General features: G+C 72.7%; 22 protein-coding genes and 7 tRNA genes. 17 read left to right on the forward strand and 12 right to left on the reverse strand.

The window, feature by feature from the left end; genetic code table 11:
• The first annotated feature begins 24 nt into the window (after positions 1-24).
• A complete protein-coding gene (locus AB0I16_RS15915) occupies positions 25-843 on the forward strand; it encodes an RNA methyltransferase (RefSeq protein ID WP_363249967.1) in 819 nt (272 codons plus the stop codon).
• 79 nt (positions 844-922) lie between these two features.
• Here the strand turns inward: AB0I16_RS15915 and AB0I16_RS15920 are convergent, their stop codons facing one another.
• Positions 923-2,326: a protein kinase gene (locus AB0I16_RS15920; protein ID WP_363249968.1), complete on the reverse strand. Its 1,404-nt coding sequence runs from the start codon at positions 2,324-2,326 to the stop codon at positions 923-925.
• A 626-nt stretch (positions 2,327-2,952) separates the two neighbouring features.
• Here AB0I16_RS15920 and AB0I16_RS15925 point away from each other — a divergent pair.
• From AB0I16_RS15925 to AB0I16_RS15935, 3 genes are all read left to right on the forward strand, one after another.
• Complete coding sequence (locus tag AB0I16_RS15925) at positions 2,953-3,156, forward strand: hypothetical protein (RefSeq protein ID WP_363249969.1); 204 nt, start codon at positions 2,953-2,955, stop codon at positions 3,154-3,156.
• 867 nt (positions 3,157-4,023) lie between these two features.
• Positions 4,024-4,989, forward strand: coding sequence for an aminoglycoside phosphotransferase family protein (locus tag AB0I16_RS15930; protein WP_363250026.1), 966 nt, complete (start codon positions 4,024-4,026; stop codon positions 4,987-4,989).
• 69 nt (positions 4,990-5,058) lie between these two features.
• Positions 5,059-5,355: a zf-TFIIB domain-containing protein gene (locus tag AB0I16_RS15935; protein WP_363249970.1), complete on the forward strand. Its 297-nt coding sequence runs from the start codon at positions 5,059-5,061 to the stop codon at positions 5,353-5,355.
• A 93-nt stretch (positions 5,356-5,448) separates the two neighbouring features.
• Here the strand turns inward: AB0I16_RS15935 and AB0I16_RS15940 are convergent.
• The 5 genes from AB0I16_RS15940 to AB0I16_RS15960 form a co-directional block, all read right to left on the reverse strand.
• Positions 5,449-5,523: transfer RNA gene (locus AB0I16_RS15940), tRNA-Val, on the reverse strand.
• Between the two features lie 60 nt (positions 5,524-5,583).
• Positions 5,584-5,655 (reverse strand) — tRNA-Val (locus AB0I16_RS15945).
• Positions 5,656-5,704: 49 nt separating this feature from the next.
• Positions 5,705-5,776: transfer RNA gene (locus AB0I16_RS15950), tRNA-Val, on the reverse strand.
• A 1-nt stretch (position 5,777) separates the two neighbouring features.
• Positions 5,778-5,851: transfer RNA gene (locus AB0I16_RS15955), tRNA-Cys, on the reverse strand.
• A gap of 39 nt (positions 5,852-5,890) precedes the next feature.
• A tRNA-Gly gene (locus AB0I16_RS15960) sits at positions 5,891-5,963 on the reverse strand.
• Between the two features lie 145 nt (positions 5,964-6,108).
• On the opposite strand from AB0I16_RS15960, the gene AB0I16_RS15965 reads away from it, so the two are divergent.
• The 3 genes from AB0I16_RS15965 (at position 6,109) to AB0I16_RS15975 (ending at position 8,938) form a co-directional block, all read left to right on the forward strand.
• On the forward strand, positions 6,109-7,176 hold the full coding sequence (locus tag AB0I16_RS15965) for a chorismate-binding protein (protein ID WP_363249971.1): 1,068 nt from the start codon (positions 6,109-6,111) through the stop codon (positions 7,174-7,176).
• Entirely contained in the window at positions 7,173-8,003 is an 831-nt protein-coding gene (locus AB0I16_RS15970) for an aminodeoxychorismate lyase (RefSeq protein WP_363249972.1), read from the forward strand. Before AB0I16_RS15965 ends, AB0I16_RS15970 begins: the two co-directional genes overlap by 4 nt.
• A gap of 110 nt (positions 8,004-8,113) precedes the next feature.
• A complete protein-coding gene (locus AB0I16_RS15975) occupies positions 8,114-8,938 on the forward strand; it encodes a GNAT family N-acetyltransferase (RefSeq protein ID WP_363249973.1) in 825 nt (274 codons plus the stop codon).
• Positions 8,939-9,022: 84 nt separating this feature from the next.
• Here AB0I16_RS15975 and AB0I16_RS15980 read toward each other — a convergent pair whose 3' ends face one another.
• Complete coding sequence (locus AB0I16_RS15980) at positions 9,023-9,538, reverse strand: DsbA family protein (RefSeq protein ID WP_363249974.1); 516 nt, start codon at positions 9,536-9,538, stop codon at positions 9,023-9,025.
• Between the two features lie 187 nt (positions 9,539-9,725).
• Between AB0I16_RS15980 and AB0I16_RS15985 the strand changes: the two genes are divergently transcribed.
• Both AB0I16_RS15985 and AB0I16_RS15990 read left to right on the forward strand, forming a co-directional pair.
• On the forward strand, positions 9,726-10,172 hold the full coding sequence (locus AB0I16_RS15985; RefSeq protein WP_363249975.1) for a hypothetical protein: 447 nt from the start codon (positions 9,726-9,728) through the stop codon (positions 10,170-10,172).
• A 215-nt stretch (positions 10,173-10,387) separates the two neighbouring features.
• Positions 10,388-10,546, forward strand: coding sequence for a hypothetical protein (locus AB0I16_RS15990; RefSeq protein ID WP_363249976.1), 159 nt, complete (start codon positions 10,388-10,390; stop codon positions 10,544-10,546).
• A 27-nt stretch (positions 10,547-10,573) separates the two neighbouring features.
• Here AB0I16_RS15990 and AB0I16_RS15995 read toward each other — a convergent pair whose 3' ends face one another.
• Positions 10,574-11,131 carry a CGNR zinc finger domain-containing protein gene (locus AB0I16_RS15995; RefSeq protein ID WP_363249977.1) on the reverse strand — a complete coding sequence of 186 codons (558 nt, stop codon included), beginning with the start codon at positions 11,129-11,131 and terminating at the stop codon, positions 10,574-10,576.
• Positions 11,132-11,347: 216 nt separating this feature from the next.
• Positions 11,348-11,761: an SsgA family sporulation/cell division regulator gene (locus tag AB0I16_RS16000; protein ID WP_003959770.1), complete on the reverse strand. Its 414-nt coding sequence runs from the start codon at positions 11,759-11,761 to the stop codon at positions 11,348-11,350.
• Between the two features lie 191 nt (positions 11,762-11,952).
• On the opposite strand from AB0I16_RS16000, the gene AB0I16_RS16005 reads away from it, so the two are divergent.
• The 4 genes from AB0I16_RS16005 to AB0I16_RS16020 all read left to right on the forward strand — a co-directional run bounded on the left by AB0I16_RS16005 (position 11,953) and on the right by AB0I16_RS16020 (position 13,389).
• A complete protein-coding gene (locus AB0I16_RS16005; protein ID WP_363249978.1) occupies positions 11,953-12,387 on the forward strand; it encodes a TIGR02611 family protein in 435 nt (144 codons plus the stop codon).
• Between the two features lie 66 nt (positions 12,388-12,453).
• A tRNA-Val gene (locus AB0I16_RS16010) sits at positions 12,454-12,525 on the forward strand.
• Between the two features lie 251 nt (positions 12,526-12,776).
• Positions 12,777-13,232, forward strand: coding sequence for an SRPBCC family protein (locus AB0I16_RS16015; RefSeq protein ID WP_363249979.1), 456 nt, complete (start codon positions 12,777-12,779; stop codon positions 13,230-13,232).
• An 85-nt stretch (positions 13,233-13,317) separates the two neighbouring features.
• Positions 13,318-13,389, forward strand: a tRNA-Val gene (locus tag AB0I16_RS16020).
• 53 nt (positions 13,390-13,442) lie between these two features.
• Here AB0I16_RS16020 and AB0I16_RS16025 read toward each other — a convergent pair.
• The gene (locus tag AB0I16_RS16025) at positions 13,443-14,168 is read right to left on the reverse strand and encodes a 3'-5' exonuclease (protein WP_363249980.1); all 726 of its coding nucleotides are present in this window, start codon (positions 14,166-14,168) and stop codon (positions 13,443-13,445) included.
• A 167-nt stretch (positions 14,169-14,335) separates the two neighbouring features.
• Between AB0I16_RS16025 and AB0I16_RS16030 the strand changes: the two genes are divergently transcribed.
• The 4 genes from AB0I16_RS16030 (at position 14,336) to AB0I16_RS16045 (ending at position 18,956) form a co-directional block, all read left to right on the forward strand.
• On the forward strand, positions 14,336-14,914 hold the full coding sequence (locus AB0I16_RS16030; protein ID WP_363249981.1) for a DUF4365 domain-containing protein: 579 nt from the start codon (positions 14,336-14,338) through the stop codon (positions 14,912-14,914).
• Complete coding sequence (locus AB0I16_RS16035) at positions 14,911-16,134, forward strand: hypothetical protein (RefSeq protein WP_363250027.1); 1,224 nt, start codon at positions 14,911-14,913, stop codon at positions 16,132-16,134. The genes AB0I16_RS16030 and AB0I16_RS16035 overlap by 4 nt, the downstream gene beginning before the upstream one ends.
• Before the next feature lie 156 nt (positions 16,135-16,290).
• A complete protein-coding gene (thrS, locus tag AB0I16_RS16040) occupies positions 16,291-18,273 on the forward strand; it encodes a threonine--tRNA ligase (protein WP_363249982.1) in 1,983 nt (660 codons plus the stop codon).
• 116 nt (positions 18,274-18,389) lie between these two features.
• Positions 18,390-18,956, forward strand: coding sequence for an HIT domain-containing protein (locus AB0I16_RS16045; protein ID WP_363249983.1), 567 nt, complete (start codon positions 18,390-18,392; stop codon positions 18,954-18,956).
• A 6-nt stretch (positions 18,957-18,962) separates the two neighbouring features.
• Here the strand turns inward: AB0I16_RS16045 and AB0I16_RS16050 are convergent, their stop codons facing one another.
• Both AB0I16_RS16050 and AB0I16_RS16055 read right to left on the reverse strand, forming a co-directional pair.
• On the reverse strand, positions 18,963-20,618 hold the full coding sequence (locus tag AB0I16_RS16050) for a hypothetical protein (protein ID WP_363249984.1): 1,656 nt from the start codon (positions 20,616-20,618) through the stop codon (positions 18,963-18,965).
• A gap of 224 nt (positions 20,619-20,842) precedes the next feature.
• Positions 20,843-23,059 carry an elongation factor G-like protein EF-G2 gene (locus AB0I16_RS16055; protein ID WP_363249985.1) on the reverse strand — a complete coding sequence of 739 codons (2,217 nt, stop codon included), beginning with the start codon at positions 23,057-23,059 and terminating at the stop codon, positions 20,843-20,845.
• Between the last annotated feature and the right edge of the window lie 85 nt (positions 23,060-23,144).

The raw sequence follows: 23,144 nt of genomic DNA on the forward strand, positions 1-23,144 counted from the left end.
CCCCGGACAAGGCAGTATCACCCTGTGGCTGATCTCATCACCGTCGACGACCCCGACGACCCCCGCCTGCGCGACTACACGGGCCTGACCGACGTCGAGCTGCGCCGCAGACGCGAGCCGGCGGAGGGCCTGTTCATCGCGGAGGGCGAGAAGGTCATCAGACGGGCCAAGGACGCCGGGTACGAGATGCGCTCGATGCTGCTCTCGGCCAAGTGGGTCGACGTCATGCGCGACGTCATCGACGAACTCCCGGCCCCCGTGTACGCGGTGAGCCCGGAGCTCGCCGAGCGGGTCACCGGCTACCACGTGCACCGGGGTGCCCTCGCCTCGATGCAGCGCAAGCCGCTGCCCACGGCCGGCGAACTGCTCGCGACCGCCCGCCGGGTGGTCGTCATGGAGGCGGTGAACGACCACACCAACATCGGCGCCATCTTCCGCTCGGCCGCGGCGCTCGGCATGGACGCCGTCCTGCTCTCCCCGGACTGCGCGGACCCGCTCTACCGCCGCTCGGTGAAGGTCTCGATGGGCGCGGTCTTCTCCGTCCCGTACGCGCGCCTCGAATCCTGGCCGAAGGGCCTGGACGGGGTGCGCGAGGCCGGCTTCGACCTGCTCGCCCTCACCCCGGACGAGAAGGCGAAGTCGCTGGACGAGGTGGCGCCCCACCGCATGGACCGTGTCGCCCTGATGCTCGGCGCCGAGGGCGAGGGCCTCTCCAGGCAGGCCCTGGTCGCCGCCGACGAGTGGGTCCGCATCCCGATGGCCCACGGCGTGGACTCGCTGAACGTGGGCGCGGCGGCGGCGGTCGCGTTCTACGCGGTGGCGACGGGCCGCCCGGAACTCTGAGGCCGGGGCCCGCGCCTGAAGAGGCGTCGGGCACCGCGGGCGCGGCCTGACACGGCGGGCGGTGTGCCGCCCGCCCGCGCTACCCGTGCGCGGCGTGGACCGGCTGAGGCACGACCTGGCCCCGCACCGACGAGGACACCGCCCGCTCCCGTACGTCCTGATCGCCGCCGCCCAGGCCCCGCGCGGGCCCCTGGCACCCCTGGGCCGCCGCGATGCCGAGCGCCACGAGCAGCGTCACGATGACGAACACCGTGAGCCGCTGCCGCAGCAGCCGGGGGTTGGCGGGCCTGGGCAGCCCGGCCCGCGTGGTGCGCTGACCGGGGCGGCCCGTGCCGCTGCGGGGAGCAGGCCGCTTGCCCGACCGCGTGGCGTTGCGGGGCGCCGAGGACCGCGATCCGGTACGGGAGCCGCCGGTACGCGACGAGGCACCCGTACGGGATGAGGCACCCGTACGGGAGGAGCCGGTCCGCGACGCGCCGGTACGGGATGCGCCGGTACGGGAGGGGCCGGTACGGGAGGGGCCGCCGCGCGGCGGGGGCGTGGCGCCCGGCGGGGAGCGCCGCTGGGTCTGCTGGTCCGTGTAGCTCTCGGCGAGGCGGCCCGTGGGCCGGTCGAGGTCCTGGCGCGGCGCCGGTGGGCGCGGGTCGCCGAGGCCCTGCGCCTCGCGGGCGGCGATCTCCTTGAGCCGCAGCGAGAGCTGCAGCGTGCTGGGCCGCTCCTCCGGGTCCTTGGCGAGGCACGCCCTGATCAGCGGAGCCAGGGAGTCCGGCACGCCACGGAGCTGCGCCTCCTCGTGCACCACCCGGTAGAGCATGACCTCGGAGCTGCCGTGGCCGAAGGGGGAGTCCGCCATGCCCGCGTAGGCGAGCGTCGCGCCGAGCGCGAAGACGTCGGTGGCGGGCGTGACGGCGGCGCCGCGCACCTGCTCCGGCGCGAGGAAGCCGGGGGAGCCGACGGCCGTGCCGACGTGGGTCAGCGTGGAGGCGCCGGTGGCCCAGGCGATGCCGAAGTCGATGATCCGCGGGCCCTTGGGGGACAGCAGGATGTTCGACGGCTTGAGGTCGCGGTGCACGACACCGGCCTCGTGCACGGCCACCAGGCCCTCGGCGAGCGCCGAACCGACCACGGCCACGTCGGCCGCCGCGAGCGGACCCTCGGCGGCGACCTTGTCGTGCAGCGAGGGCCCGGGGACGTACTGCGTGGCGAACCACGGCCGGTCCGCGTCGAGATCGGCGGCGACGAGCCGCGCCGTGCACCCGCCCCTGATCCGCCGGGCGGCCGAGACCTCCCGCGCGAACCGCGAACGGAACTCCTGATCCTCCGCCAGATCGGGCCGGATCACCTTCAGGGCGACGCGCTGCCCCCTCCGGTCCGACCCCAGATAGACGACCCCCATGCCGCCGGCGCCCAGGCGCCTGTGCAGCCTGAACGAGCCGACGACACGCGGGTCCTCGCGCCGGAGCCGCATCATCGCCATGTCCATCCCCGCTACCCGGTCCGTTTGACGAGCCACAGCTTACGTTTCCACGGCCGGGGTCGTGCAGAGGCCGCGCCCTCGTCGGCCGACGGATTGTCAGTGCCGGGTGAGAGGACTCGAAGAGCGGTCAGGGGGCGTGGCGCGCAAGGCCGTTGCGGCCGGCCCGATCTCCAACCATCCGCCGACGGAGGGGGATTGATCGCGTGCGGGGTGACCGTGCGGGGCAAGCCGTGGACGCCGGGGGCCCGGCACGGACGTGCGCGGAGGCGGCGGCCGGGGCGGGCCGCCGGGCGGAGACGGCGGTGCGCGGGGGAGCGGGGGGAGTGAGCGAAGTCACCCGTGGGAGTGCTCCCGCGCTCCGCGGTGCGACCCCGAAGGGGGACGTACCCCGGAGCCGCGGCGCCGTCCTCTACGGGAAGACCCTGAGACGTAGGACTTCGTCTCCAACTACAGGAGTACGCGGACGGACGCCGCTCATCCTCCGGGAGGCCAGCCAATCGGTACGAGGGCATGACGTGCCGCATCGCCCGCGGACCTAGATTTGAGGTCAAGCGGCGGGTGCAGCACTCGTCCCCCGAGGTCAAGCACCCGCCGCTGCCAGAGCCACATCGAGATCGGTCAGGAGAGGAACCATGGCGGACATCGCACCGCGGACCTTGATCCGCACCCGGGGTCGCAAGGTCTCGGCGTTCGGCGTCCGCCCCTCCGGCACGCGCCACCCCCTGGTGGCGACGGCGATGGTCCTTCCCCTGGCGGCCCTGCTCGTAGTCGTCTTCGGCGGCTGGGAGGCAGTGGTCACACAAGCGTCGTCCGTGGGCGTGATGCTGGGGCGCTGAGCGGCGCCCCAGGCCCGGAAGAGCGGTCCGGGCGGGGACATCCGGCCAGGAAACCCCGTGGGGACGGGGGTGCGGCGGACGGCAGAATGCCCGCGCAGCTGGGGAGCTGCGCGGGCATTGCCATGCGCGCGGTCAGGTCCCGCGTGGGACGGGCCCGCGCGGGGTCAGCCCTGCCGCTCAGGGGCGGTAGGCGCTGGCCGGCTTGTCGCCGCTCCGCCGGTGCTGTCGCCGAGGGCGCCGATGGTGAGGGCCGTGGCACCGGCCGCCGCCGCCACGCGGGGCACGGAACCGGCCGACCCGGCCGAGCGAGTCCCGCGCCCCGTCGAGCGGCACCGCACGGGTCGACGTCGGAGTGACACCACCGGACGAGCGATGGACCGACGGAGCCCCGCCCTCCGCCGCCGAGCCGCTCGACCGCCCGGCTCGGCGGCGGCCGACGCCTGTGCAGACGCCCGGCGGCCCGCCCGGGAGGCGCAGCCCCCACGGAGAGCCGCCCCCACGTCGCCCTCGCCCGCCCCGCCGCCTCCGAGGCCCGCAGCGTGGCTCACCGGGATGCGGCCCGTCCGCCCGGCGGGGCGTGCCGCTGCGGAGACGCCCGAAGGCCCGCCCGAGGCGCAGCCCCCACGGAGAGCCGCCCCTCCGTCGCCCCCGCCCGCCCCACGGCATACCCTCGGCTCCCGTGATGACCACCCTGCTGCCCGCGCTCACCTCCGAGGCCCGCAGTGTGGCTCACCGGGATGCGGCCCGCCCGCCCGGCGGGACGTGCCGCTGCGGAGACGCCCGAAGGCCCGCCCGAGGCGCAGCCCCCACGGAGAGCCGCCCCTCCGTCGCCCCCGCCCGCCCCGCGGCATACCCTCGGCTCCCGTGATGACCACCCTGCTGCCCGCGCTCACCTCCGAGGCCCGCAGCGTGGCTCACCGGGATGCGGCCCGCCCGCCCGGCGGGACGTGCCGCTGCGGCGGGGACGCCGTGCTCGCCGAGCGGGACGACGCCCAGGTCGTACGCCATGGCGACGTGGTCGCGAAGGCGCACGCGCCCGGCACCGGCCAGCGGGCCCTGACCGTGCGGCTCGGGGTGGCCGCCCGGCTTCCCGGGCTGCTCCTGCCGCCCCTGCGCGAGGCGCCCGCGCCCCTGCACGGCCGCCTCGTCACGTTCTGGCCGCACGGCACCCCCGTGGACCGCGACGACCCCGACGCCGCGCCCTGGGAAGCCGCCGCCACGCTGCTCGCGGGCCTGCACGCCACCGACCCGGCGGCCCTGCCGCAGCCCCTGCCGGAGATGCGGGGACCCGCCAAGGCCGCCCGCGCCATGGCCAGGCTCCGCGCCGCGGGCCCGCATCCCGCCGTGCCCCCGGTCCTGCGCGCATGGGCGGCCCTGCCGCCCTGGGCCCGCGGCGAGGCCCCCGCCCCCGCGGGACGGCGGGGGCTCTGCCACGGAGACCTGCACCTCGGCCAGCTCGTACGCACCGAGGGCCGCGGCTGGCGGCTCATCGACGTGGACGACCTCGGCACGGGAGACCCGGCCTGGGACCTGGCGCGCCCCGCGGCCTGGTACGCCTGCGGGCTGCTCTCCCCCGAGGAGTGGACCCGCTTCCTGGACACCTACCGCCGGGCGGGAGGCCGCGCGCTCCCCGCGGACGGCGCCGACCCCTGGCCGGTGCTCGACACCCCGGCCCGCGCCCTGACCGCACAGACCGCGGCCCTGGCGGTGGTCAAGGCCGTCGCCGCGGGTCGTCCTCTGGACGAGATCGAGCAGGCCCTGGTCGACGCCTGCGACCGGATGGCCGGAGTGGCCGCCGTACCGGTCGAGTTGGCACCGGAGGTGACGAAGTAGGGTGCAACGCACCGAAGCCGGGCAGAGGCCCGGTGAAGCAGTCACCACCGGCGAGGAGTTGAGCCGTCCATGCAGTGCCCCAAGTGCCACGCACCGATGCACACGTACAACCGCAATGGCGTCCAGATCGAGCAGTGCAACAACTGCCGCGGCATCTTCCTGGACTACGGCGAGCTCGAGTCCTTGACCCGGCTTGAGGCCCAGTGGGGCCAGCAGGCACCGCCGCCCCCCGCGCCCCCGGCCGCCCCGCAGCCCTACCCCGCGGCCCCGGCACCCGCCTGGGGCGCCCCGCACGGCGGCCACGGCGGTCACTACGGCCACCACAAGCGCCACAAGAGCTTCGGCCACATGCTCTTCTCGTCCTGAGTGCCTGAGTGCCTGAGTGCCTGAGTGCCTGAGTGCCTGAGTGACGCACGCGACGAAGCCCCCGGCCGTGGAGACGGCCGGGGGCTTCGTGGGTGGTGCGCGATACTGGGATTGAACCAGTGACCTCTTCCGTGTCAGGGAAGCGCTCTCCCGCTGAGCTAATCGCGCGGGGTTCCCGCGTGTGCTGCGCACGGCGTCCGCCGTCTCCGGCTTCCGCTGTGTACTGCGTGCGCGATACTGGGATTGAACCAGTGACCTCTTCCGTGTCAGGGAAGCGCTCTCCCGCTGAGCTAATCGCGCGGGACGATCTCCATGAAGCCGATCTTCATCGGCTCTCACCAAGATCCAGTGGACGATACTGGGATTGAACCAGTGACCTCTTCCGTGTCAGGGAAGCGCTCTCCCGCTGAGCTAATCGTCCTTGGAGGTGGAGACGGGATTTGAACCCGTGTAGACGGCTTTGCAGGCCGTTGCCTCGCCTCTCGGCCACTCCACCAGGAGTGTGGGGGTTCGGGAAGATCCCCCTCTTCCTGCGAGCGGACGACCAGGTTCGAACTGGCGACCTCAACCTTGGCAAGGTTGCGCTCTACCAACTGAGCTACGTCCGCTTGTCTTTCCCGGTCCGCTTGCGCGTCCCGGCGACGTGTTGAACTCTAGCGGATTCCTGGGCCAGTACAAAAACGCGTTTGCGCAGCGTGCTGCGCTGTCGTCGGCCCGGGGCGCGCCCGGACCACCGGCCATAGACTCGCAGCCGTGCACAACCCCGCTCTGACGTCGTCTTCGACGCTCCCTCCCCTGGCGCGCTTCGGCGGCCGTGTGGCCACCGGTCTGCGCGACGTGACCAGCGACCCCGCGGCCCTGGAGTCCACCGGCTTCTGGGCGGTGACCGCCGACTTCGAGGGCGGTCTGGTCTGCGCCCGCTTCGACGACGTACGCGAGGAGGCGGTGCCGCCGCCCGTCCCGGGAAGGTGGCGCGGGCCGGCCACCGACGCCTGGACGTCGTCCCTCGACCGCGCGGCGTACACCGCGGGCGTGCGGCGAATACGCGAGTACATCGCGGCCGGCGAGGTCTACCAGGCGAACCTCTGCCGCGTGCTCTCCGCGCCCGTCCCCGCCGACGCCGACGTCGACGCCCTGACCGCCCTCCTCGCGCGCGGGAACCCCGCCCCCTACGCGGGAACGATCCGCCTGCCCGGCCACGGCGTCGAGACGGCCACCGCATCGCCCGAGCTGTACCTGCGCCGCACGGGCCGTGCCGTGGAGTCCGGCCCCATCAAGGGCACGGGCAGGACCGAGGCGGACCTCCTGGACAAGGACTACGCCGAGAACGTCATGATCGTGGACCTCGTCCGCAACGACCTCGGGCGCGTCTGCGCCACCGGCTCCGTGACCGTCCCCGACCTCTGCGTGGTCGAGAAGCACCCCGGCCTCGTCCACCTCGTCTCCACCGTCCACGGCGAGCTGCGCCCGGACGCGGGCTGGCCGGAGCTGCTCGACGGGACCTTCCCGCCCGGCTCCGTCACCGGCGCCCCGAAGTCGAGTGCCCTGCGGATCATCGAGGAGCTGGAGACCGCGCCCCGCGGCCCGTACTGCGGAGGCATCGGCTGGGTCGACGCCGACCGGGGCACGGGCGAGCTGGCCGTCGGTATCCGCACCTTCTGGATCGACCGCGCGGAGGGGATGCTGCGCTTCGGCACGGGAGCGGGCATCACCTGGGGTTCCGACCCCGAGGGGGAGTGGCGGGAGACCGAGCTGAAGGCCGCGCGGCTGCTGGCGGTAGCGTCGGGGGCGTACGAAGCGAGTGGAGGAAACCCAACGTGAAGATCTGGCTCGACGGCGGGCTGCAGGACGCCGACGCCGCCCGCGTCTCCGTGCTCGACCACGGCCTCACGGTCGGCGACGGCATCTTCGAGACGGTGAAGACGGTCCGGGGCAGGACCTTCGCCCTGACCCGCCACCTGGCCAGGCTCGCCCGCTCGGCGCGCGGGCTCGGGCTGCCCGAGCCGGACCTCGACGAGGTGCGCCGCGCCTGCGCCGCGGTCCTCGAAGCCAACCCGCTCCCGCTGGGACGGCTGCGGATCACCTGCACCGGCGGCCTCTCACCGCTCGGCTCGGACCGCGGCGACCGGGGCACCACCCTGGTCGTGGCGCTCGGCGAGGCCGAGCGGCGCCCCGACTCCACCGCCGTGATCACCGTGCCGTGGACCCGCAACGAACGCGGCGCGCTGACCGGCCTGAAGACCACCTCGTACGCGGAGAACGTCGTCGCCCTGGCCCGCGCCCGCGAGCGGGGAGCCTCGGAGGCGCTGTTCCCGAACACGGTCGGGCGGCTCTGCGAGGGCACAGGGTCCAACGTCTTCGTGGTGCTCGACGGCGAGATCCACACCCCGCCGGTGGCCTCGGGATGCCTCGCGGGCATCACGCGCGAGCTGGCCGTCGAGTGGACCGGCGCCACGGAGACCGATCTGCCGATGGACGTCCTCGACCGCGCCGACGAGGTCTTCCTGACGTCGACGCTCCGCGACGTGCAGGGAGTGCACCGCGTGGACGGGCGCGAACTGACCGGTGGGCCGGGACGGCCGGGGCCCGTGACGGCCAAGGCGATGCGGACCTTCGACGAGCGGGCGGCCGACGACCTCGACCCCTGAGCCGGCACCGTGTCCGGGGCACGGGCCGCGTCTGGGCCAGGGCCGTGTCCGGGGCACATCCGGGGAAACCCCGGTGACGCGGCGGCCGTGGGGCGGGTAGAACACCTGTGATGACCACGACCCTGCGGCCGACCGGGCCGCTTCACCGGAGCGCCGACGGTTCCAAGGCGCGCACCTTCGACGTCTGTGTGAACAGCCGTCCGGTGGGCTCCATAGCCCTCGCCACCCACGACGTCTTCGGACCCGAGGTCTGCCGCGTCGTCGAGCTGCGCATCGACGAGCCCGACCGCGGGCGGGGCCGCGGCACCGTGGCGGCGCTGGCGGCCGAGGAGGTGGCGCGCGGCTGGGGCTGCCGGCGCATCGAGGCGGCCGTGCCCGCCGAGTCGACGGCGGCGCTGCGCCTCGCCACCGCCCTCGGGTACGTGGAGCGCAACCGCAACATGGCCAAGCGCCTGGAGGCCGAACCGGCCGCGCTGCCGCCGGGGGTGCGGGGCCGGCCGATGACCGAGGACGAGTACACGGCCTGGCTGGCGCGCGCGAAGCTGTCGTACGCGCGCACCTGGATCGAGCGCGGCGTGTCCGAGGCGGAGGCCCGCGCCAAGTCCGATGCGGACCACGGGAAGAACCTGCCGCAGGGCCCGGCCACCCCCGGCGTCTTCCTGAGCGTGCTCACCGCGGGGGACGAGCGGGTCGGCAGCCTCTGGCTCAAGGTGAACGACGACGCGGGGTTCGTCTTCGACGTCCGGGTCGACGAGCCCTACCGCGGGCGCGGCCACGGCCGTTCGCTGATGCTCCTGGCCGAGGCGCAGACCCGGGCGGCCGGCAAGGACCGCCTCGGCCTCAACGTCTTCACGGGCAAGGTCCCGGCCCTGCGCCTGTACGAGTCACTCGGCTATGAACCGAGCTCGTACCACCTCTACAAGCCCCTGCTCTAGCGCCCGGCGCCCGGCGCCCGGCGGGATCTTGCTCCCACGGGTTCCCGCTCCGGCGGGTCCCCCGGCGCTCCGGGCGGCCGGGGCTCAGCCCTCGGCGCCCAGCAGGCCGTCGACGATCGCCTCGACACGCTCGCGCAGGCCGTCCTGGCTCTTGCCGCCGTCGAGACGCTCACCGCCGACGACGTACGTGGGCGTACCGGTGACGCCGATCGCCTTGCCCTCGGCCTGGTCGGCGTCGACGATCAGGATGTGCCGGCCGTCGACGAGGGCGGTGTCGAACTCCTCGGCGTCCAGGCCGAGGTCGCGGGCGCTCGCCACCAGGAAGGGCTCGCCCCCGCGGTCCAGCTCCTCGACCCGGCCGAGCACGGCCTCGACGTACGGCCAGCCCCGGCCCTGCGCGAGGGCCTCCTCGGCGGCCTGCGCGGCGGCGAAGGAGTGCTTGTGCTTCTCCAGGGGGAAGTGGCGCAGGCGCAGCTCGACGCGGTCGCCGTAGCGGGCGCGCAGGGCGCGTACGTCGTCCAGGGCGGTACGGCAGTCGGGGCACTGCAGCTCGCACCAGACGTCGATGACGACGGGGCGGGCGGGGGTGGAGTCAGTCATGGGGACAGTCTTCCAGCACGCGGGGCCGCCCACCGACCGGGACCTGGGGAGGAGAGCGGACCCGGAGATGTCCCGGAGATGTCCCTGAGGTCGGCTCGGGACGATGGCTCCGCGGCGCCCTCACGGTGCAGGATGGAGGGGACGACAGAGCCATGGACGACGTAAGCCTGTAAGCCTGGAGGGCCGGATGATTGCCGAGACCATCTGTTCCGCCGTGTCCGCGGCCGGCCTCGGCATCGCCGCGGTGTCGGCCTATCGCAAGCGCTTCCTGACCGCCGCCCGCCTCGCGGCGTACTCCCTGGTGCCGGTGGGCCTCGTGCTCACGGGTGTCGTGGGCTGGGCGGCCGACACCGCGTTCAGCCTGAAGGCGTGGGTCGGCTTCGGCGTGCTCGGCGCGGCCTGGCTGATATTCCTCGGGGCGCGGGCGGTCGAGCGCCGCTCCGGGGGCACCCGCAAGGAGCGCAAGGCCGCGAGGGCGGCCCAGCGCGAGGCGGTGGCCCCCGCGGCCTCGGCGCCCTCGCTGGGACAGGGCGGGCGCCCGGCCGCCGCCAGGCCCGCGGAGAAGCCGCGGTCGGCCGCGCCCGCGGAGGACTTCAGCGACATCGAGGCGATCCTGAAGAAGCACGGGATATGAAGCTTCTGTCAACAACCGTCTGCGCCCCGGGGCCGCGGCGCTAACTCGTTCGAGTGCGGGCCGCACCGCAGGCCGGTGCGGCGGCAGGGCCTCGTTGCAGGGCGGGAAGGCGCCAGGCGCTGCGCTTTCTCCCGTCCACGGGGGCCGGTCCCGACGCCCGCCGGCCGGGCTCCTTGGTCATCGGTGCCGTCGGGCTGCGTCATCATCACGACGAGATGCTGGACACCACCAATGAGGGCGGCACCGCTCCGCCGGACGACGAGGAACGGCGAGGCTGTCTCTTCGCCCTCTCCCAACCGCCCCTGATGATCTTCCTGACCGTGATCGGCACCCTGATCCTGCTCGCGTCGCTGCACGACCTGCTGCTGCTCTGACGGCTCCGCTCGGCCCGTCGGCCCCCTTCAGCCGGAAGCTTCCTTGCGGCGGGCGCGGTAGGCGGCGACGTGCAGGCGGTTGCCGCAGGTGCGGCTGTCGCAGTAGCGCCGGGAGCGGTTGCGCGAGAGGTCGGCGAAGGCGCGCCGGCAGTCCGGTGCCTCGCAGCGCCGCAGCCGGTCCTGTTCGCCCGCGACCACGAAGAAGGCCAGGGCCATGCCGCAGTCGGCGGCCAGGTGGTCGGCGAGGGAGGCGCCGGGGGCGAAGTAGTGGATGTGCCAGTCGTAGTCGTCGTGGTCGGTGAGCCGGGGTGTGGTGCCCGCCGCCGCGATGAGTTCGTTGAGGATGGTGGAGGCGGCCTTCGGCTCCGGGTGGGCGAAGACCTCCGCGAAGCGGCCGCGGACCCGGTGCACGGCGGTCAGGTCCTCCTCGGTGAGCACCCCGACGTCGCTCACCTTGTGGCCGCGCGCGAAGTCACCGAGCGCCGTCACGTCCGCGAGTCCGTCGGCGCCGCCCTCCTCCGGTGCGGTGTTCACCAGATCGACCACGGCGTCGAGGGAACACCGGGTGTCGTGGGTGATCAGCACGATGCGCTCCCTGGCCTGGGGGTCGGGCGGGTGCCCGCCGGTGCTGGCCGATGCTAGCGCCATCCCGCGCAAAGACAGTGGCGCCGTCGCGGCGGAAGAACTCCGCGACGACGGCGCCGGTGTCTGAATCTCTGCGGCGAGCGTCTCGTGCCGTGACCGTTCGCGCCGTCGCCCCGAGTCGGACGGCGTGAGGAGATCCCGACGCGCCTGGCGCGGTTAACTTTCCGCCAGGATGTGAGAGAGCTCGGTGTCGAGATCGAAGTGACGGTGCTCCGTGCCAGGGGGCACCGCCGCGTCGGTCCGCTTCAGGAAGGACTCCAGGGCCCGCGCCGGGGCTTCAAGCAGAGCCTCACCCTCCGGGGAGCTCAGGGCGATGCATACGACGCCCTGACCGTGGCTCCGGGACGGCCAGACTCGGACGTCGCCGGTACCGGTGGGCCGGTGCAGGCCCTCGGCGAGGAGATCGCGGGCGAAAACCCACTCGACCGTCTCCTCGGCTCCGGTGTGGAAGGTGGCGTGCACGGCATAGGGATCGGCCGTGTCATACCGCAGTCCTGCGGGAACAGGCAGTGAGGACTCGCTCGACACAACGAGGCGCAGGTGCAGCTCGCAGCTGACCGTGGTGTTCATAAGCGCCAGGGCCTTTCGCTCAGTGTGCGCTCGGGGATTCGCACGTCGGCGAAATCGACATGCCACCTACGGTGCCGTTGTAAACCCCTCTGAGTGTTTTGCGTGTCTTTAGGTAGCTCTTTTGGCGGGTTGTCTCTCCTGGCCGTGCGGCCATTCCGGTGACGGGTTTCCGTCCGGTAGGGTTTGGCCGTATGAATACGGGGAGTAACGAACCGGCGGAGGCCGTGGAGCCCGTCGGTGGGGCAGAGCCGGAGCCGGCCCTCGGGTCGCGTGCGCCGCAGTACGTCCAGTCCCGCCGGGTGCTGCACCTGAGCTGGCAGGTGGGCGTGTTCATCGTGGGGCTCGCGGTGGTCGTCGCGGGCATCATCATGCTGCCGCTCCCCGGCCCCGGATGGCTGGTGATCTTCGGCGGCATGGCGATCTGGGCGACCGAGTTCGTCTGGGCCCAGCTGGTGCTGCGCTGGACGAAACGCAAGGTCACCGAGGCGGCACAGCGCGCGCTCGACCCCAAGGTGCGCCGCCGGAACATCATCCTGACGACGATCGGCCTGGTCATCGTGGCGGTGCTCGTCGCGGTGTACGTCTGGAAGTTCGGCATCACGATGCCGTGGAAGATCAAGGAGTGACCCACGGGTCACTCCGGGGTGGTCGGAGGCACCCGCTGACATGCGGTAATGTTCTCCATGCGCCCGGGGCGATTAGCTCAGTGGGAGAGCGCTTCGTTCACACCGAAGAGGTCACTGGTTCGAACCCAGTATCGCCCACCCCGGATTACGGCCCGGAGGCTTTTCAGCCTCCGGGCCGTTGTCGTATTCGCTTATGCGGTAAGGGAATTGACGGGTCCGCATACGCGCGCGGGCGACCGGATTCCCCCGCATTCGGCCCCGGGCATTCCGGAACCGGCGTGTCGCGTACGGCCGTTGCGCGAACGCGCCGCGGATGGCGTGAAACAACACCCCGCGAGAGCCGGCGGCAATCGGCGGGGCAAGGCGCCCACCGCGGGCAGACTCGGACCATGAACTGGTGCCGATACCGCTTCCACACCCGCTGGGACCTGCCCGCGGCCCCCGGCGACGTCTACGCCGCCCTCGAGCGGGTCCGGGACTATCCGCTGTGGTGGCCCCAGGTGCGCGAGGTGGCGTCGGCCGACGGCCGCAGCGGCGTCGCCCGCTTCCGGTCCTTCCTCCCGTACGACTTGGTCGTCGGCGCGCGGGAGGCGCGCCGTGATCCCGCCGCCGGGGTCCTTGAGATCCGGATGACCGGTGACCTGGACGGGTGGGCGCGCTGGACGGTCCGGGCCGCGCCCGCGGGGACGTGCGCCGTCTACGACCAGGAGGTCGAGGTGCGCAGGCCGCTCATGCGGCGCTTCGCCGTCCCGGGGCGGCCGTTCTTCGTCCTCAACCACGCCCTGATGATGCGGGCGGGACGACGCGGTCTCGCCACCCGTCTCGCCGCCCTCGACCGCTCGTAGCCGGCCGGCCGGCGATGGGGCGGGGAAGCGGCGGAGGACGGTTTGAACGAAGGGCGTCGGGACCTGTATTGTTCAGTGCGTTCCCGGGCGATTAGCTCAGTGGGAGAGCGCTTCGTTCACACCGAAGAGGTCACTGGTTCGAACCCAGTATCGCCCACCGGAGAACGCCGGTCCGTCAGCAGACGGACCGGTTTTTTCTTTGCCCGCTCGTCAGGCGGCGGCCCGCAGTTCGGGGCGCAGCGGCCACGCCGGGTCCACCGTCTCCGGCGTGCCGCTCTTGGCGAACCAGGCCTGTAGCCCCCGTGCCTGCGCCGCGTGCCAGACCGCCTGCAGCGTGTGCAGCTCGGCAGGTGAGAGGCGTTCCAGGCGGGTCGCGAAGCGGCGTCCGATCGCCCGTACGACGTCCAGGGCCGCCTGGGCGTCCGCCGCCGCGTCATGGGCCTCCGCGAGCTCCACCTCGTAGTGCGCGCACAGGTCGGTGAGCGTGCGGCGGCCCTTGCGGTAGCGGTCCAGGTGCTTGTCGAGGACCCGCGGGTCGATCACGCAGAGGGCGGAGCCCTCCATGTAGCGGCCGAGCGACGAGGCGCGGTGCCTGCGCAGCTCCCGGTCGAGCATCGTCAGGTCGAACGGCGCGTTCATCACCACGATCGGCCGGCCCGCGGCGCCCTGCTCGGCCAGATCGCGTGCGATCTCCTCCATCACCGGCGCCGGCCAGCGGCCGGTGCGCTGCAGGTGATCCTCCGTCAGTCCATGGACCGCCGTGGCCTCCTCGGGCACCGGAACGCCCGGGTTGACCAGCCAGCGGCTGACGCGCGGCCGGGTGCCCGCGCCCTGCTGGACGACGACGGCGGCCGACACTATGCGGTCGGTCTCGACGTCGACGCCCGTGGTCTCCGTGTCGAATGCGGCCAAGGGCCCCTCGTACCAGCACGTCATGGTCGTGCAACTCCTCGCTCAGTCCCGGCAGATGACGTCGGTCCTCCGCCCACACCGGTGATACCCGGGCCGTTTGCGCCGTACGCGGGCCGGAGACAACAGAGGTGCGGGGCCCTTGACATGGCGCCCCGCACCGGTAACCGCCCTTCGCGGAAGGCCAGTTGGACATGGCGCTCGCGCAGCCCGAACAGGGTGGGCTGCTGCCCGAGCGGATCGCACCGCCGCGCGGCACACTCGCCACCACCGCCTGTATGGAGACCCTTCAGGTGGGCTACCTGCACGCCGTCGCGGCGGCCGCGGGGTGCTCGCTCTCCCAGCCCTTTCCCGACAACGGCATCGACTGGCACGTCAGTCACAGCGCCCCCGGGCACACGGTCGACGACGAGGTCACCATCAAGGTGCAGCTCAAGTGCACCTACCAGGTGCCGCCGCTCCCGGCGGAGGGGAGCGCACGGCCCGCCTTCTCGTTCACGCTCGACAACGCGCACCTGGAGAAGCTGGCCCGGACACCGGTCGCGGTACACAAGATCCTGGTCGTGATGATCGTGCCCAGATCCCCCGACGACTGGTTGAGAGCCGGTCACGACCGGCTCGACCTGCGGCACTGCTGCTACTGGACCAACCTCGCCGGCCACTCCGTGACCGGCAGGCGCAAGACCACCGTGCGCGTCCCCACCTCGCGGATCTTCGACGACCGTGCGCTCCGCGAGATCATGACGCGGGTGGGAAGGGGAGGGAGACCCTGATGCACCGCCCCCACGAAGAGCCCCTGCCGCCGGCCCGCCCCCACCCGGTGGCCGCCGCGGGTCAGTGGCCCGATCCGCCCGGGCCCGGCCTCGTCGACCCCGCGGTGCTCGGCGCGCTGCTCGCCCGGCACGGCTGGCGCAGGCGCGGCGGAGCCCCCGGGCGCTACACCCGCTGGACGCCGCCGGAAGCCGGGGGCGGCGGCACCAGCCTGCTCGTCCCCGAGAGCCGGGCCTTCCCCGACTGCGAGGACCTCATCGGCGAGGCCCTCGTCGCGCTGGCCCGCAGCGCCTCGCCGACCGCCCGCGACATCCTCGTGGGGCTCGCCGTGCCCAGTGACGAGATCCACTGGTGGCGTGACGTGCCCGAGGGGCCCGCGGGCACCGCGACCTGGCCGGCCGAGGAGCGGCTGCGCACGGCGGCACGGCAGATGCTGCTCGCCGGGGCGCTCGCCGCCCGGGGCCGCGCCGGGTACCACGGGGCGCGGCACCGCGGGGCCGCGGCGGCAGCCCTGGACGCCGTGCTCGTCGGGCCCGCGCCCGGCGGTCGCAGGCTGACCGCGTATGTGCCGGTCGAGGCCGGGCGGCCGCTCGCGGTCCGGCTCCACCAGGCGCTGTACGCGGTCCGCGAGGCCGTCGACTACCAGCGCGCCACGGGTGGCACGGACGCCTTCGACGGGGCGGTCGAGGCGGGCGTGAGCCATGAGCTGACCGAGGCCGTCGTGGCGCTGGTGCACGGCACGGAGGGGGCGCGCGTCGCGGTGGAGTGGGCGCCGGGCGCGGGGGTGCCCGAAGGGTGCGCGGCGCGCGCGGAGCCCGTGGAGTTCTCGCCCGGCGACCTGGCGGCGCTGCGTGCGGCGAGCGCCCGCTACCGGCGGGACGAGCCCTCGGTGCCGGTGCGGATCACCGGGGCCGTGGTGCGGATGCGGCGCTCGTCGCCGCGCGGTCCCGGCACGGTGCGGATCAGGGTGATCGCCGGGGCTGACGTCCCGCAGGTGCGGATGGTCCTGGACGAGGAGTCGTACCTCGTGGCCGTCCAGGCGCACCTCGTGGGGCTGCCGATCAGGGTGCGGGGACGGCTGGAGAGCCGGGGCGGGTTCCGCAGGCTGACCGGGGCGAACGGCGTGGCGCCCGTACAGGTGGACGAGGCGGAGCGGGACCGGCTGATGAAGTCGCTCCAGGAGAACATCGACTTCTTCGAGGAGGCGTGCGGCACGGACTGAGGGCGGGAGCGCCGCGTGCCGTGGGGGAGCGGCGGCGGAGGGGGCGCTTCCGGGCGGCAGGGGATATCCGTTTCGCGGGGGGAGCCCCCGGCTCGGTACGATCCTCTTGGCGGCGCGTGAGAAAGCGCCGCAGCCCCCTTCAGCTAGGAGAGACCGGTGTCAGACGTCCGTGTGATCATCCAACGCGATTCCGAGCGGGAAGAGCGCGTGGTGACGACGGGCACTACGGCCGCCGAGCTCTTCCCCGGTGAGCGCACCGTCGTGGCCGCCCGCGTGGCGGGCGAGCTGAAGGACCTGGCCTACGCCGTGGCCGACGGCGACGAGATCGAGCCCGTCGAGATCTCCTCCGAGGACGGCCTGAACATCCTGCGCCACTCCACCGCGCACGTCATGGCGCAGGCCGTGCAGGAGCTCTTCCCCGAGGCCAAGCTGGGCATCGGCCCGCCCATCAGGGACGGCTTCTACTACGACTTCGACGTCGCCGAGCCGTTCACCCCCGAGGACCTCAAGCGCATCGAGAAGAAGATGCAGGAGATCCAGAAGCGGGGCCAGCGCTTCTCGCGCCGCGTCACGAACGACGACGACGCCCGCGTGGAGCTGGCCGACGAGCCGTACAAGCTGGAGCTGATCGGCCTCAAGGGCAACGCCGCGAACGCCGCCGACGGCGCGGACGCCGAGGTGGGCGCCGGCGAGCTGACGATCTACGACAACCTCGACGCGAAGACCGGCGAGCTGTGCTGGAAGGACCTCTGCCGGGGCCCCCACCTGCCCACCACCCGCAACATCCCCGCGTTCAAGCTGATGCGCTCCGCCGCCGCCTACTGGCGCGGCAGCGAGAAGAACCCGCAGCTCCAGCGCATCTACGGCACCGCGTGGCCGTCGAAGGACGAGCTGAAGGCGCACCTGGAGTTCCTTGCCGAGGCCGAGAAGCGCGACCACCGCAAGCTCGGCTCCGAGCTGGACCTCTTCTCCTTCCCGGAGGAGCTCGGCCCGGGCCTCGCGGTCTTCCACCCCAAGGGCGGTGTGATCCGCAAGGAGATGGAGACCTACTCCCGCAAGCGGCACGAGGACACGGGCTACGAGTTCGTGAACACGCCGCACATCTCCAAGGAGCGTCTCTTCGAGATCTCCGGGCACCTGCCGAACTACTCCGACGGCATGTTCCCCGCCATCGAGTTCGACGAGCAGAACTACCGCCTCAAGGCGATGAACTGCCCGATGCACAACCTCATCTTCAAGGCGCGCGGCCGCTCCTACCGCGAACTGCCGCTGCGGCTCTTCGAGTTCGGCACGGTCTACCGCTACGAGAAGTCCGGCGTCGTGCACGGCCTGACCCGCTCGCGCGGCTTCACCCAGGACGACTCGCACATCTACTGCACCAAGGAGCAGATGGCGGGCGAGCTGGACTCGCTGCTCACCTTCGTCCTCGACCTGCTGCGCGACTACGGCCTGAACGAGTTCGAGCTCGAACTGTCCACCCGCGACCCCGAGTCGGACAAGTTCATCGGCGAGGACGCGGAGTGGGAGGAGGCCACCGAGGCGCTGCGCCTGGCGGCCGCCAAGCAGGACCTGCCGCTGGTCCCGGACCCGGGCGGCGCCGCGTACTACGGTCCGAAGATCTCCGTGCAGGCCAAGGACGCGATCGGCCGGTCCTGGCAGATGTCGACCATCCAGGTCGACTTCCAGCAGCCCAAGCGCTTCGGTCTGGAGTACACCGCCTCCGACGGCACCAAGCAGCAGCCCGTCATGATCCACCGGGCGCTCTTCGGCTCCATCGAGCGGTTCTTCGCCGTGCTCCTTGAGCACTACGCGGGCGCCTTCCCGGTGTGGCTGGCCCCCGTGCAGGCGCTCGGCATCCCGATCGGCGACGCCCACGTGCCCTACCTCCAGGAGTTCGCCGCCAAGGCGAAGGAGCGGGGCCTGCGCGTGGACGTCGACGCGTCCTCGGACCGCATGCAGAAGAAGATCCGCAACGCCCAGAAGTCCAAGGTGCCGTTCATGATCATCGCGGGCGACGAGGACATGGCCAACGGTGCCGTCTCCTTCCGCTACCGCGACGGCTCGCAGGAGAACGGCATCCCGGTCGACGAGGCCATCGCGAAGATCGCCAAGGCCGTCGAGGACCGCGTCCAGGTCTGAGTCGGACGTACGGTCGAAGGCCCCCGAGGCGCGCACTCGGGGGCCCTCGGCCGTGCGGAGTCTCGTACGGCTGTGCGGATATGCCCCGCCGACGCGTTCCGTACGGGTGAAGTCATATGCTGCACCTCATGACGAGTGAGCCGGAGCAGCAGATCGGAGTGGGGACGCAGGACGCGTTCCAGCGCCTGTGGACGCCCCACCGGATGGCGTACATCCAGGGCGAGAACAAGCCGACGGGCCCAGGGGCCGACGACGGCTGCCCCTTCTGCTCCATCCCGGCCAAGTCCGACGAGGACGGCCTGGTGATCGCGCGGGGCGAGCACGTCTACGCGGTGCTGAACCTCTACCCGTACAACGGCGGCCACCTGATGGTGGTGCCCTACCGGCACGTCGCCGACTACACCGGGCTGACCGCGCCCGAGACCGCCGAGCTGGGCGAGCTGACCAAGCAGGCGATGACGGCCCTGCGCACCGCGTCGGGCGCGCACGGCTTCAACATCGGCATGAACCAGGGAGCCGTGGCGGGCGCCGGCATCGCCGCGCACCTGCACCAGCACGTCGTACCCCGCTGGGGCGGCGACACCAACTTCATGCCCGTCGTGGGGCACACGAAGGTGCTGCCGCAGCTCCTCGCCGACACCCGCGAGATGCTCGCCGACGCCTGGCCGGCCCAGGCCGCCTGAGCCGGCTCACGCGTCGTAGACGTCCGCCTTCCTCGGCATCGGGTCCTGGATCGCCCCGCTGAGGAAGCCGGAGCGGGCACCGAACTTCTCGGTGTTCACGCCGTTCTCCTCCAGGACCTTGATCGCCGCCGAGTGCACCACGCGCAGCACGGGCGTGGCGGCGCGCAGCGCGTCGTCGGCCATGAAGCGGTGCCGCCACGGCTTGTCGGCCCAGGCGTGCCGCAAACCGAACGGCTCGGGCAGGGCCAGCTTGCCGCCGAGGTGGTCGAGGAGCGGCGGATACCAGGTGAAGGGGGCGCGCACGGCGAGTCGCACCACCTCGTCGGCGTCGACCAGGGGCAGACTGCGGTCCACGGTCTCCCAGAACCTGATGGGCTTGGCGACCGTCTTGGTCTTCGGGTCGGGCTTGCTGGTGAACAGTGAGTGCACGGGGCCGAGCGCGTGCCCGGTGACCTCGATGCGCAGCGTCTCGTGCAGCACGGTCACCGTGATGAGCATCGTGATGACCAGCTGGCCGTCCCATAGCGTGAACTGCACGCCCAGGTAGTGGCGCTCGCCGCTGCCGAACTGCTGTTCGTTGCAGATCCGCTGCACCTCGTGACCGCGGACCTGGAAGGCCTCCACGTCGGTGCCCGAGGGGCGGGCCACCGCCTTGGCGTTCTCCCCGATGGGGGAGACGATCCAGTGGTTTATCTGCGGCTTGGTGAAGCCGCCGGTGTGCAGCGGACCGCGCTCCAGGAGGCGGAGCTGGTCGTGCACCGCGCGTATGACGTCCCAGCTGCGGAAGGGGTGGATCTCCTTGCCCGGCACCGCGGGCACCAGCTCCTCGGCGAGCTGCCAGCTGCCCCAGCGCGTGCCCATGCCCAATATGCCCTTGGGGCCGGCGTAGAACACGGAGTTGCTCTGCTGCTCGGCGGAGAGGCGCGCCAGGCTCTGGCGCAGCCGCTCGGCGGCCGTCTCGCCGGGGCTGCCGGGCACCGCCTCGGGGATCTTGGCGCCGATGCCGCCGCCCGAGAGCAGGGCGGACCAGCGCTCGCGCATGTCCTTGGCCGTGCGCTCGGCGATCTGCTTGGCCCAGAACCAGCCCACGACGGGCAGCACGATCGACGCCCGCAGATACCAGGCCCAGAAGCCGTCGAACGGCAGCTTGATCAGGGCGAGAGCGGCCAGCACGCCCACGGCGACCAGGACGGCGGAGGCGAGCGCGCCCGTCCGCTTGTTCTCGCTCTTGGCGACCTGGCGCCGGATGGTGAAGACCGCGAGCCAGACGATGAGGCCCGGCAGGAAGAGCACACCGCACAGGACCATCACGGCCGTGAGCCAGCTGTCGCGCTCCTTGCGGATGCGGTTGGCCGCGAGGCAGTGCTCGACGACCACCTGCGGCTCGATGCCGAAGGACTGGATGAGCGGCTTGCGGCCACCGCCCAGCATCCGCACCTGCACGGTCCGCGCGAACGCCTCACCGAGGCTCGGCTTGAACAGCGACCATATGCCGGGCTTCACCTCGGACTTGTGCCACTCGTTGTTCGCCTTGAGGATCTCGGTCACGTCGCTGTCGCGATACGCGGCCGAGGCCAGGGCATGCGTCGCCGCCGTCTGCCCCGCGGCGCCCGAGAGCGGGACCTGGGCCCCGGGCCTGAAGTCGAATACATCGTCCGCCACTGCCGCCCCCTCGCCGCGACGCCTTCGCTGATGCGGCTCTTCCCGACTTCCCTGTCCGGCACACCTGTTGACGTCCGGCGCATCTGTTGATCAGGTCATCAGCGTATCGGGGAGGACCGACATCCGTCAGTGGGCACCGGGGTGCCGCCCGCCCGCCGGGGCGCGACGGGCGGCAACCGTCCACGCGTCGACCACACGTCGTCCACGCGCCGACCACACGTCAACTACGCAGTGGCCTCCGCGCGTTCACGGATCTTCTCCGAGAGCTGCGGGGGCATCGGCTCGTGGCGCGCGTACGCGCGGCTGAAGCGCGCGGTGCCCTGGGAGAGCGAGCGCAGGTCCACCGCGTACCGGCCGATCTCGATCTCGGGCACCTCGGCCCGCACCAGCGTGCGCCCGCCGGGTGCCTGCTCGGTGCCGACGACCCGGCCGCGGCGCCCCGACAGGTCGCTCATCACCGCGCCGACGTGTTCGTCGCCGACGAGCACCCGCACCTCGGCGACGGGTTCGAGCAGATGGATGCGGGCCCCGGCCGCCGCCTCGCGCAGCGCGAGCGCGCCCGCCGTCTGGAACGCGGCGTCGGAGGAGTCCACCGAGTGCGCCTTGCCGTCGAGGAGCGTCACGCGTACGTCGATCAGCGCGTAGCCCGCGGCGACGCCCTTCGCAGCCTGGGCCCGTACGCCCTTCTCGACGGACGGGATGAACTGCCGGGGCACCGCGCCGCCGACGACCTTGTCGACGAACTCGATGCCGCTGCCGCCGGGCAGCGGCTCCACCTCGATCTCGCAGATCGCGTACTGGCCGTGACCGCCCGACTGCTTCACGTGCCGCCCGCGCCCCGCTGACCTGCCCGCGAACGTCTCCCGCAGGGAGACCTTGTGCGGGACCACGTCCACCTGCACGCCGTAGCGGCTGCGCAGGCGCTCCAGGGCGACGTCGGCATGGGCCTCGCCCAGGCACCACAGGACGACCTGATGGGTGTCCTGGTTGTGTTCGAGCCGCATCGTCGGGTCCTCGGCCACCAGGCGCGAGAGGCCCTGGCTGAGCTTGTCCTCGTCCGCCTTGCTGTGTGCCTGGATGGCGAGCGGCAGCAGCGGGTCGGGCATGTCCCAGGGCTCCATGAGGAGCGGGTCGTCCTTCGCCGACAGGGTGTCGCCGGTCTCCGCGCGGCTCAGCTTCGCCACGCACGCCAGGTCGCCCGCGACGCACCGGGTGAGGGTGCGCTGGTGCTTGCCGAACGGCGCGGAGAGCGCGCCGATCCGCTCGTCGGCCTCGTGCAGCGCGCGCGGCTCATGGCCGAGGTCGGTCAGACCGTGCCCGGAGACGTGCACGGTCTCGTCGGGCCGCAGGGTGCCGGAGAAGACCCGTACGAGCGACACGCGGCCCACATAGGGATCGGACGCCGTCTTCACCACCTCGGCGACCAGCGGGCCCGCGGGGTCGCAGGTCAGCGCGGGGCGGGCCGCGCCGCTGGGCGTGGTGACGGCGGGCGCGGGGTGTTCGAGCGGCGTGGGGAAGCCGCCGGTGATCAGCTCCAGGAGCTCGACCGTGCCGATGCCCTGGCGGGCGCCGTCCGCCGCGGGCGCCGCCGCGAGCACGGGGTGGAAGATGCCGCGGGCCACGGCCCGCTCCAGGTCCTCCACGAGGGTCTTGTGGTCGATGTCCTCGCCGTCGAGATAGCGGTCCATGAGGGACTCGTCCTCGCTCTCGGCGATGATCCCCTCGATCAGCTTGTTGCGTGCCTCCTCGATCAGCGGGAGCTGGTCGTCGCCCGGCTCGGACTCCTTGCGTTCGCCCGACGCGTAGTCGAACACCCGCTGCGAGAGCAGTCCGATCAGGCCGGTCACGGGCGCGTGCCCGTCGGGCCCCTGCTCGCCGTGGAGCGGCAGGTACAGCGGCAGCACGGCGTCCGGGTCGTCGGCGCCGAACGCCTCGGCGCACGTCCGCGTCATCCCCGCGAAGTCCGCGCGGGCCGACTCCAGGTGCGTCACCACGATGGCGCGCGGCATGCCGACCGCCGCGCACTCCTCCCACACCATGCGGGTCGCGCCGGTGATGCCCTCGGCGCCCTCCGCCGCCGACACGACGAAGAGGGCCGCGTCCGCCGCACGCAGACCGGCCCTCAACTCCCCGACGAAGTCGGCGTATCCGGGGGTGTCCAGTAGGTTGATCTTGTACCCGCCCCATGCGACGGGCACCAGGGAGAGCTGCACCGAGCGCTGCTGCCGGTGCTCGATCTCGTCGTAGTCGGAGACGGTGCCGCCGTCCTCCACGCGGCCCGCCCGGTTCACCGCCCCCGCGGTCAGCGCGAGGGCCTCCACCAGAGTCGTCTTGCCCGATCCGCTGTGGCCGACCAGCACCACATTCCGTACGGACGCGGGGTGGTCGGCCGATGCTGCCCTGCCGGCGGCTCCGGGGTGTGCGTTCGCCTTGTCGCCCATGCCTTGGCCTCCCGGTTACGTGCACGGTGAGGAGGCTCAGCCCCCTCGGGGATGCTGGCTGCTCGCGGGCGCGCGGGGCCGGGTG

It is taken from the genome of Streptomyces sp. NPDC050703 (genome assembly GCF_040654435.1).
In the GTDB taxonomy this organism is placed as follows: Bacteria; Actinomycetota; Actinomycetes; order Streptomycetales; family Streptomycetaceae; genus Streptomyces.

Bases quoted from the DNA above. Each gene is read 5' to 3' on its own strand.
- AB0I16_RS15920 (WP_363249968.1), bottom strand. From the start codon at position 2,326: ATGGACATGGCGATGATGCGGCTCCGGCGCGAGGACCCGCGTGTCGTC.
- AB0I16_RS15925 (WP_363249969.1), top strand. From the start codon at position 2,953: ATGGCGGACATCGCACCGCGGACCTTGATCCGCACCCGGGGTCGCAAG.
- AB0I16_RS15930 (WP_363250026.1), top strand. From the start codon at position 4,024: ATGACCACCCTGCTGCCCGCGCTCACCTCCGAGGCCCGCAGCGTGGCT.
- AB0I16_RS15935 (WP_363249970.1), top strand. From the start codon at position 5,059: ATGCAGTGCCCCAAGTGCCACGCACCGATGCACACGTACAACCGCAAT.
- AB0I16_RS15975 (WP_363249973.1), top strand. From the start codon at position 8,114: ATGACCACGACCCTGCGGCCGACCGGGCCGCTTCACCGGAGCGCCGAC.
- AB0I16_RS15980 (WP_363249974.1), bottom strand. From the start codon at position 9,538: ATGACTGACTCCACCCCCGCCCGCCCCGTCGTCATCGACGTCTGGTGC.
- AB0I16_RS15985 (WP_363249975.1), top strand. From the start codon at position 9,726: ATGATTGCCGAGACCATCTGTTCCGCCGTGTCCGCGGCCGGCCTCGGC.
- AB0I16_RS15990 (WP_363249976.1), top strand. From the start codon at position 10,388: ATGCTGGACACCACCAATGAGGGCGGCACCGCTCCGCCGGACGACGAG.
- AB0I16_RS16000 (WP_003959770.1), bottom strand. From the start codon at position 11,761: ATGAACACCACGGTCAGCTGCGAGCTGCACCTGCGCCTCGTTGTGTCG.
- AB0I16_RS16005 (WP_363249978.1), top strand. From the start codon at position 11,953: ATGAATACGGGGAGTAACGAACCGGCGGAGGCCGTGGAGCCCGTCGGT.
- AB0I16_RS16015 (WP_363249979.1), top strand. From the start codon at position 12,777: ATGAACTGGTGCCGATACCGCTTCCACACCCGCTGGGACCTGCCCGCG.
- AB0I16_RS16025 (WP_363249980.1), bottom strand. From the start codon at position 14,168: ATGACGTGCTGGTACGAGGGGCCCTTGGCCGCATTCGACACGGAGACC.
- AB0I16_RS16030 (WP_363249981.1), top strand. From the start codon at position 14,336: ATGGCGCTCGCGCAGCCCGAACAGGGTGGGCTGCTGCCCGAGCGGATC.
- AB0I16_RS16045 (WP_363249983.1), top strand. From the start codon at position 18,390: ATGCTGCACCTCATGACGAGTGAGCCGGAGCAGCAGATCGGAGTGGGG.
- AB0I16_RS16055 (WP_363249985.1), bottom strand. From the start codon at position 23,059: ATGGGCGACAAGGCGAACGCACACCCCGGAGCCGCCGGCAGGGCAGCA.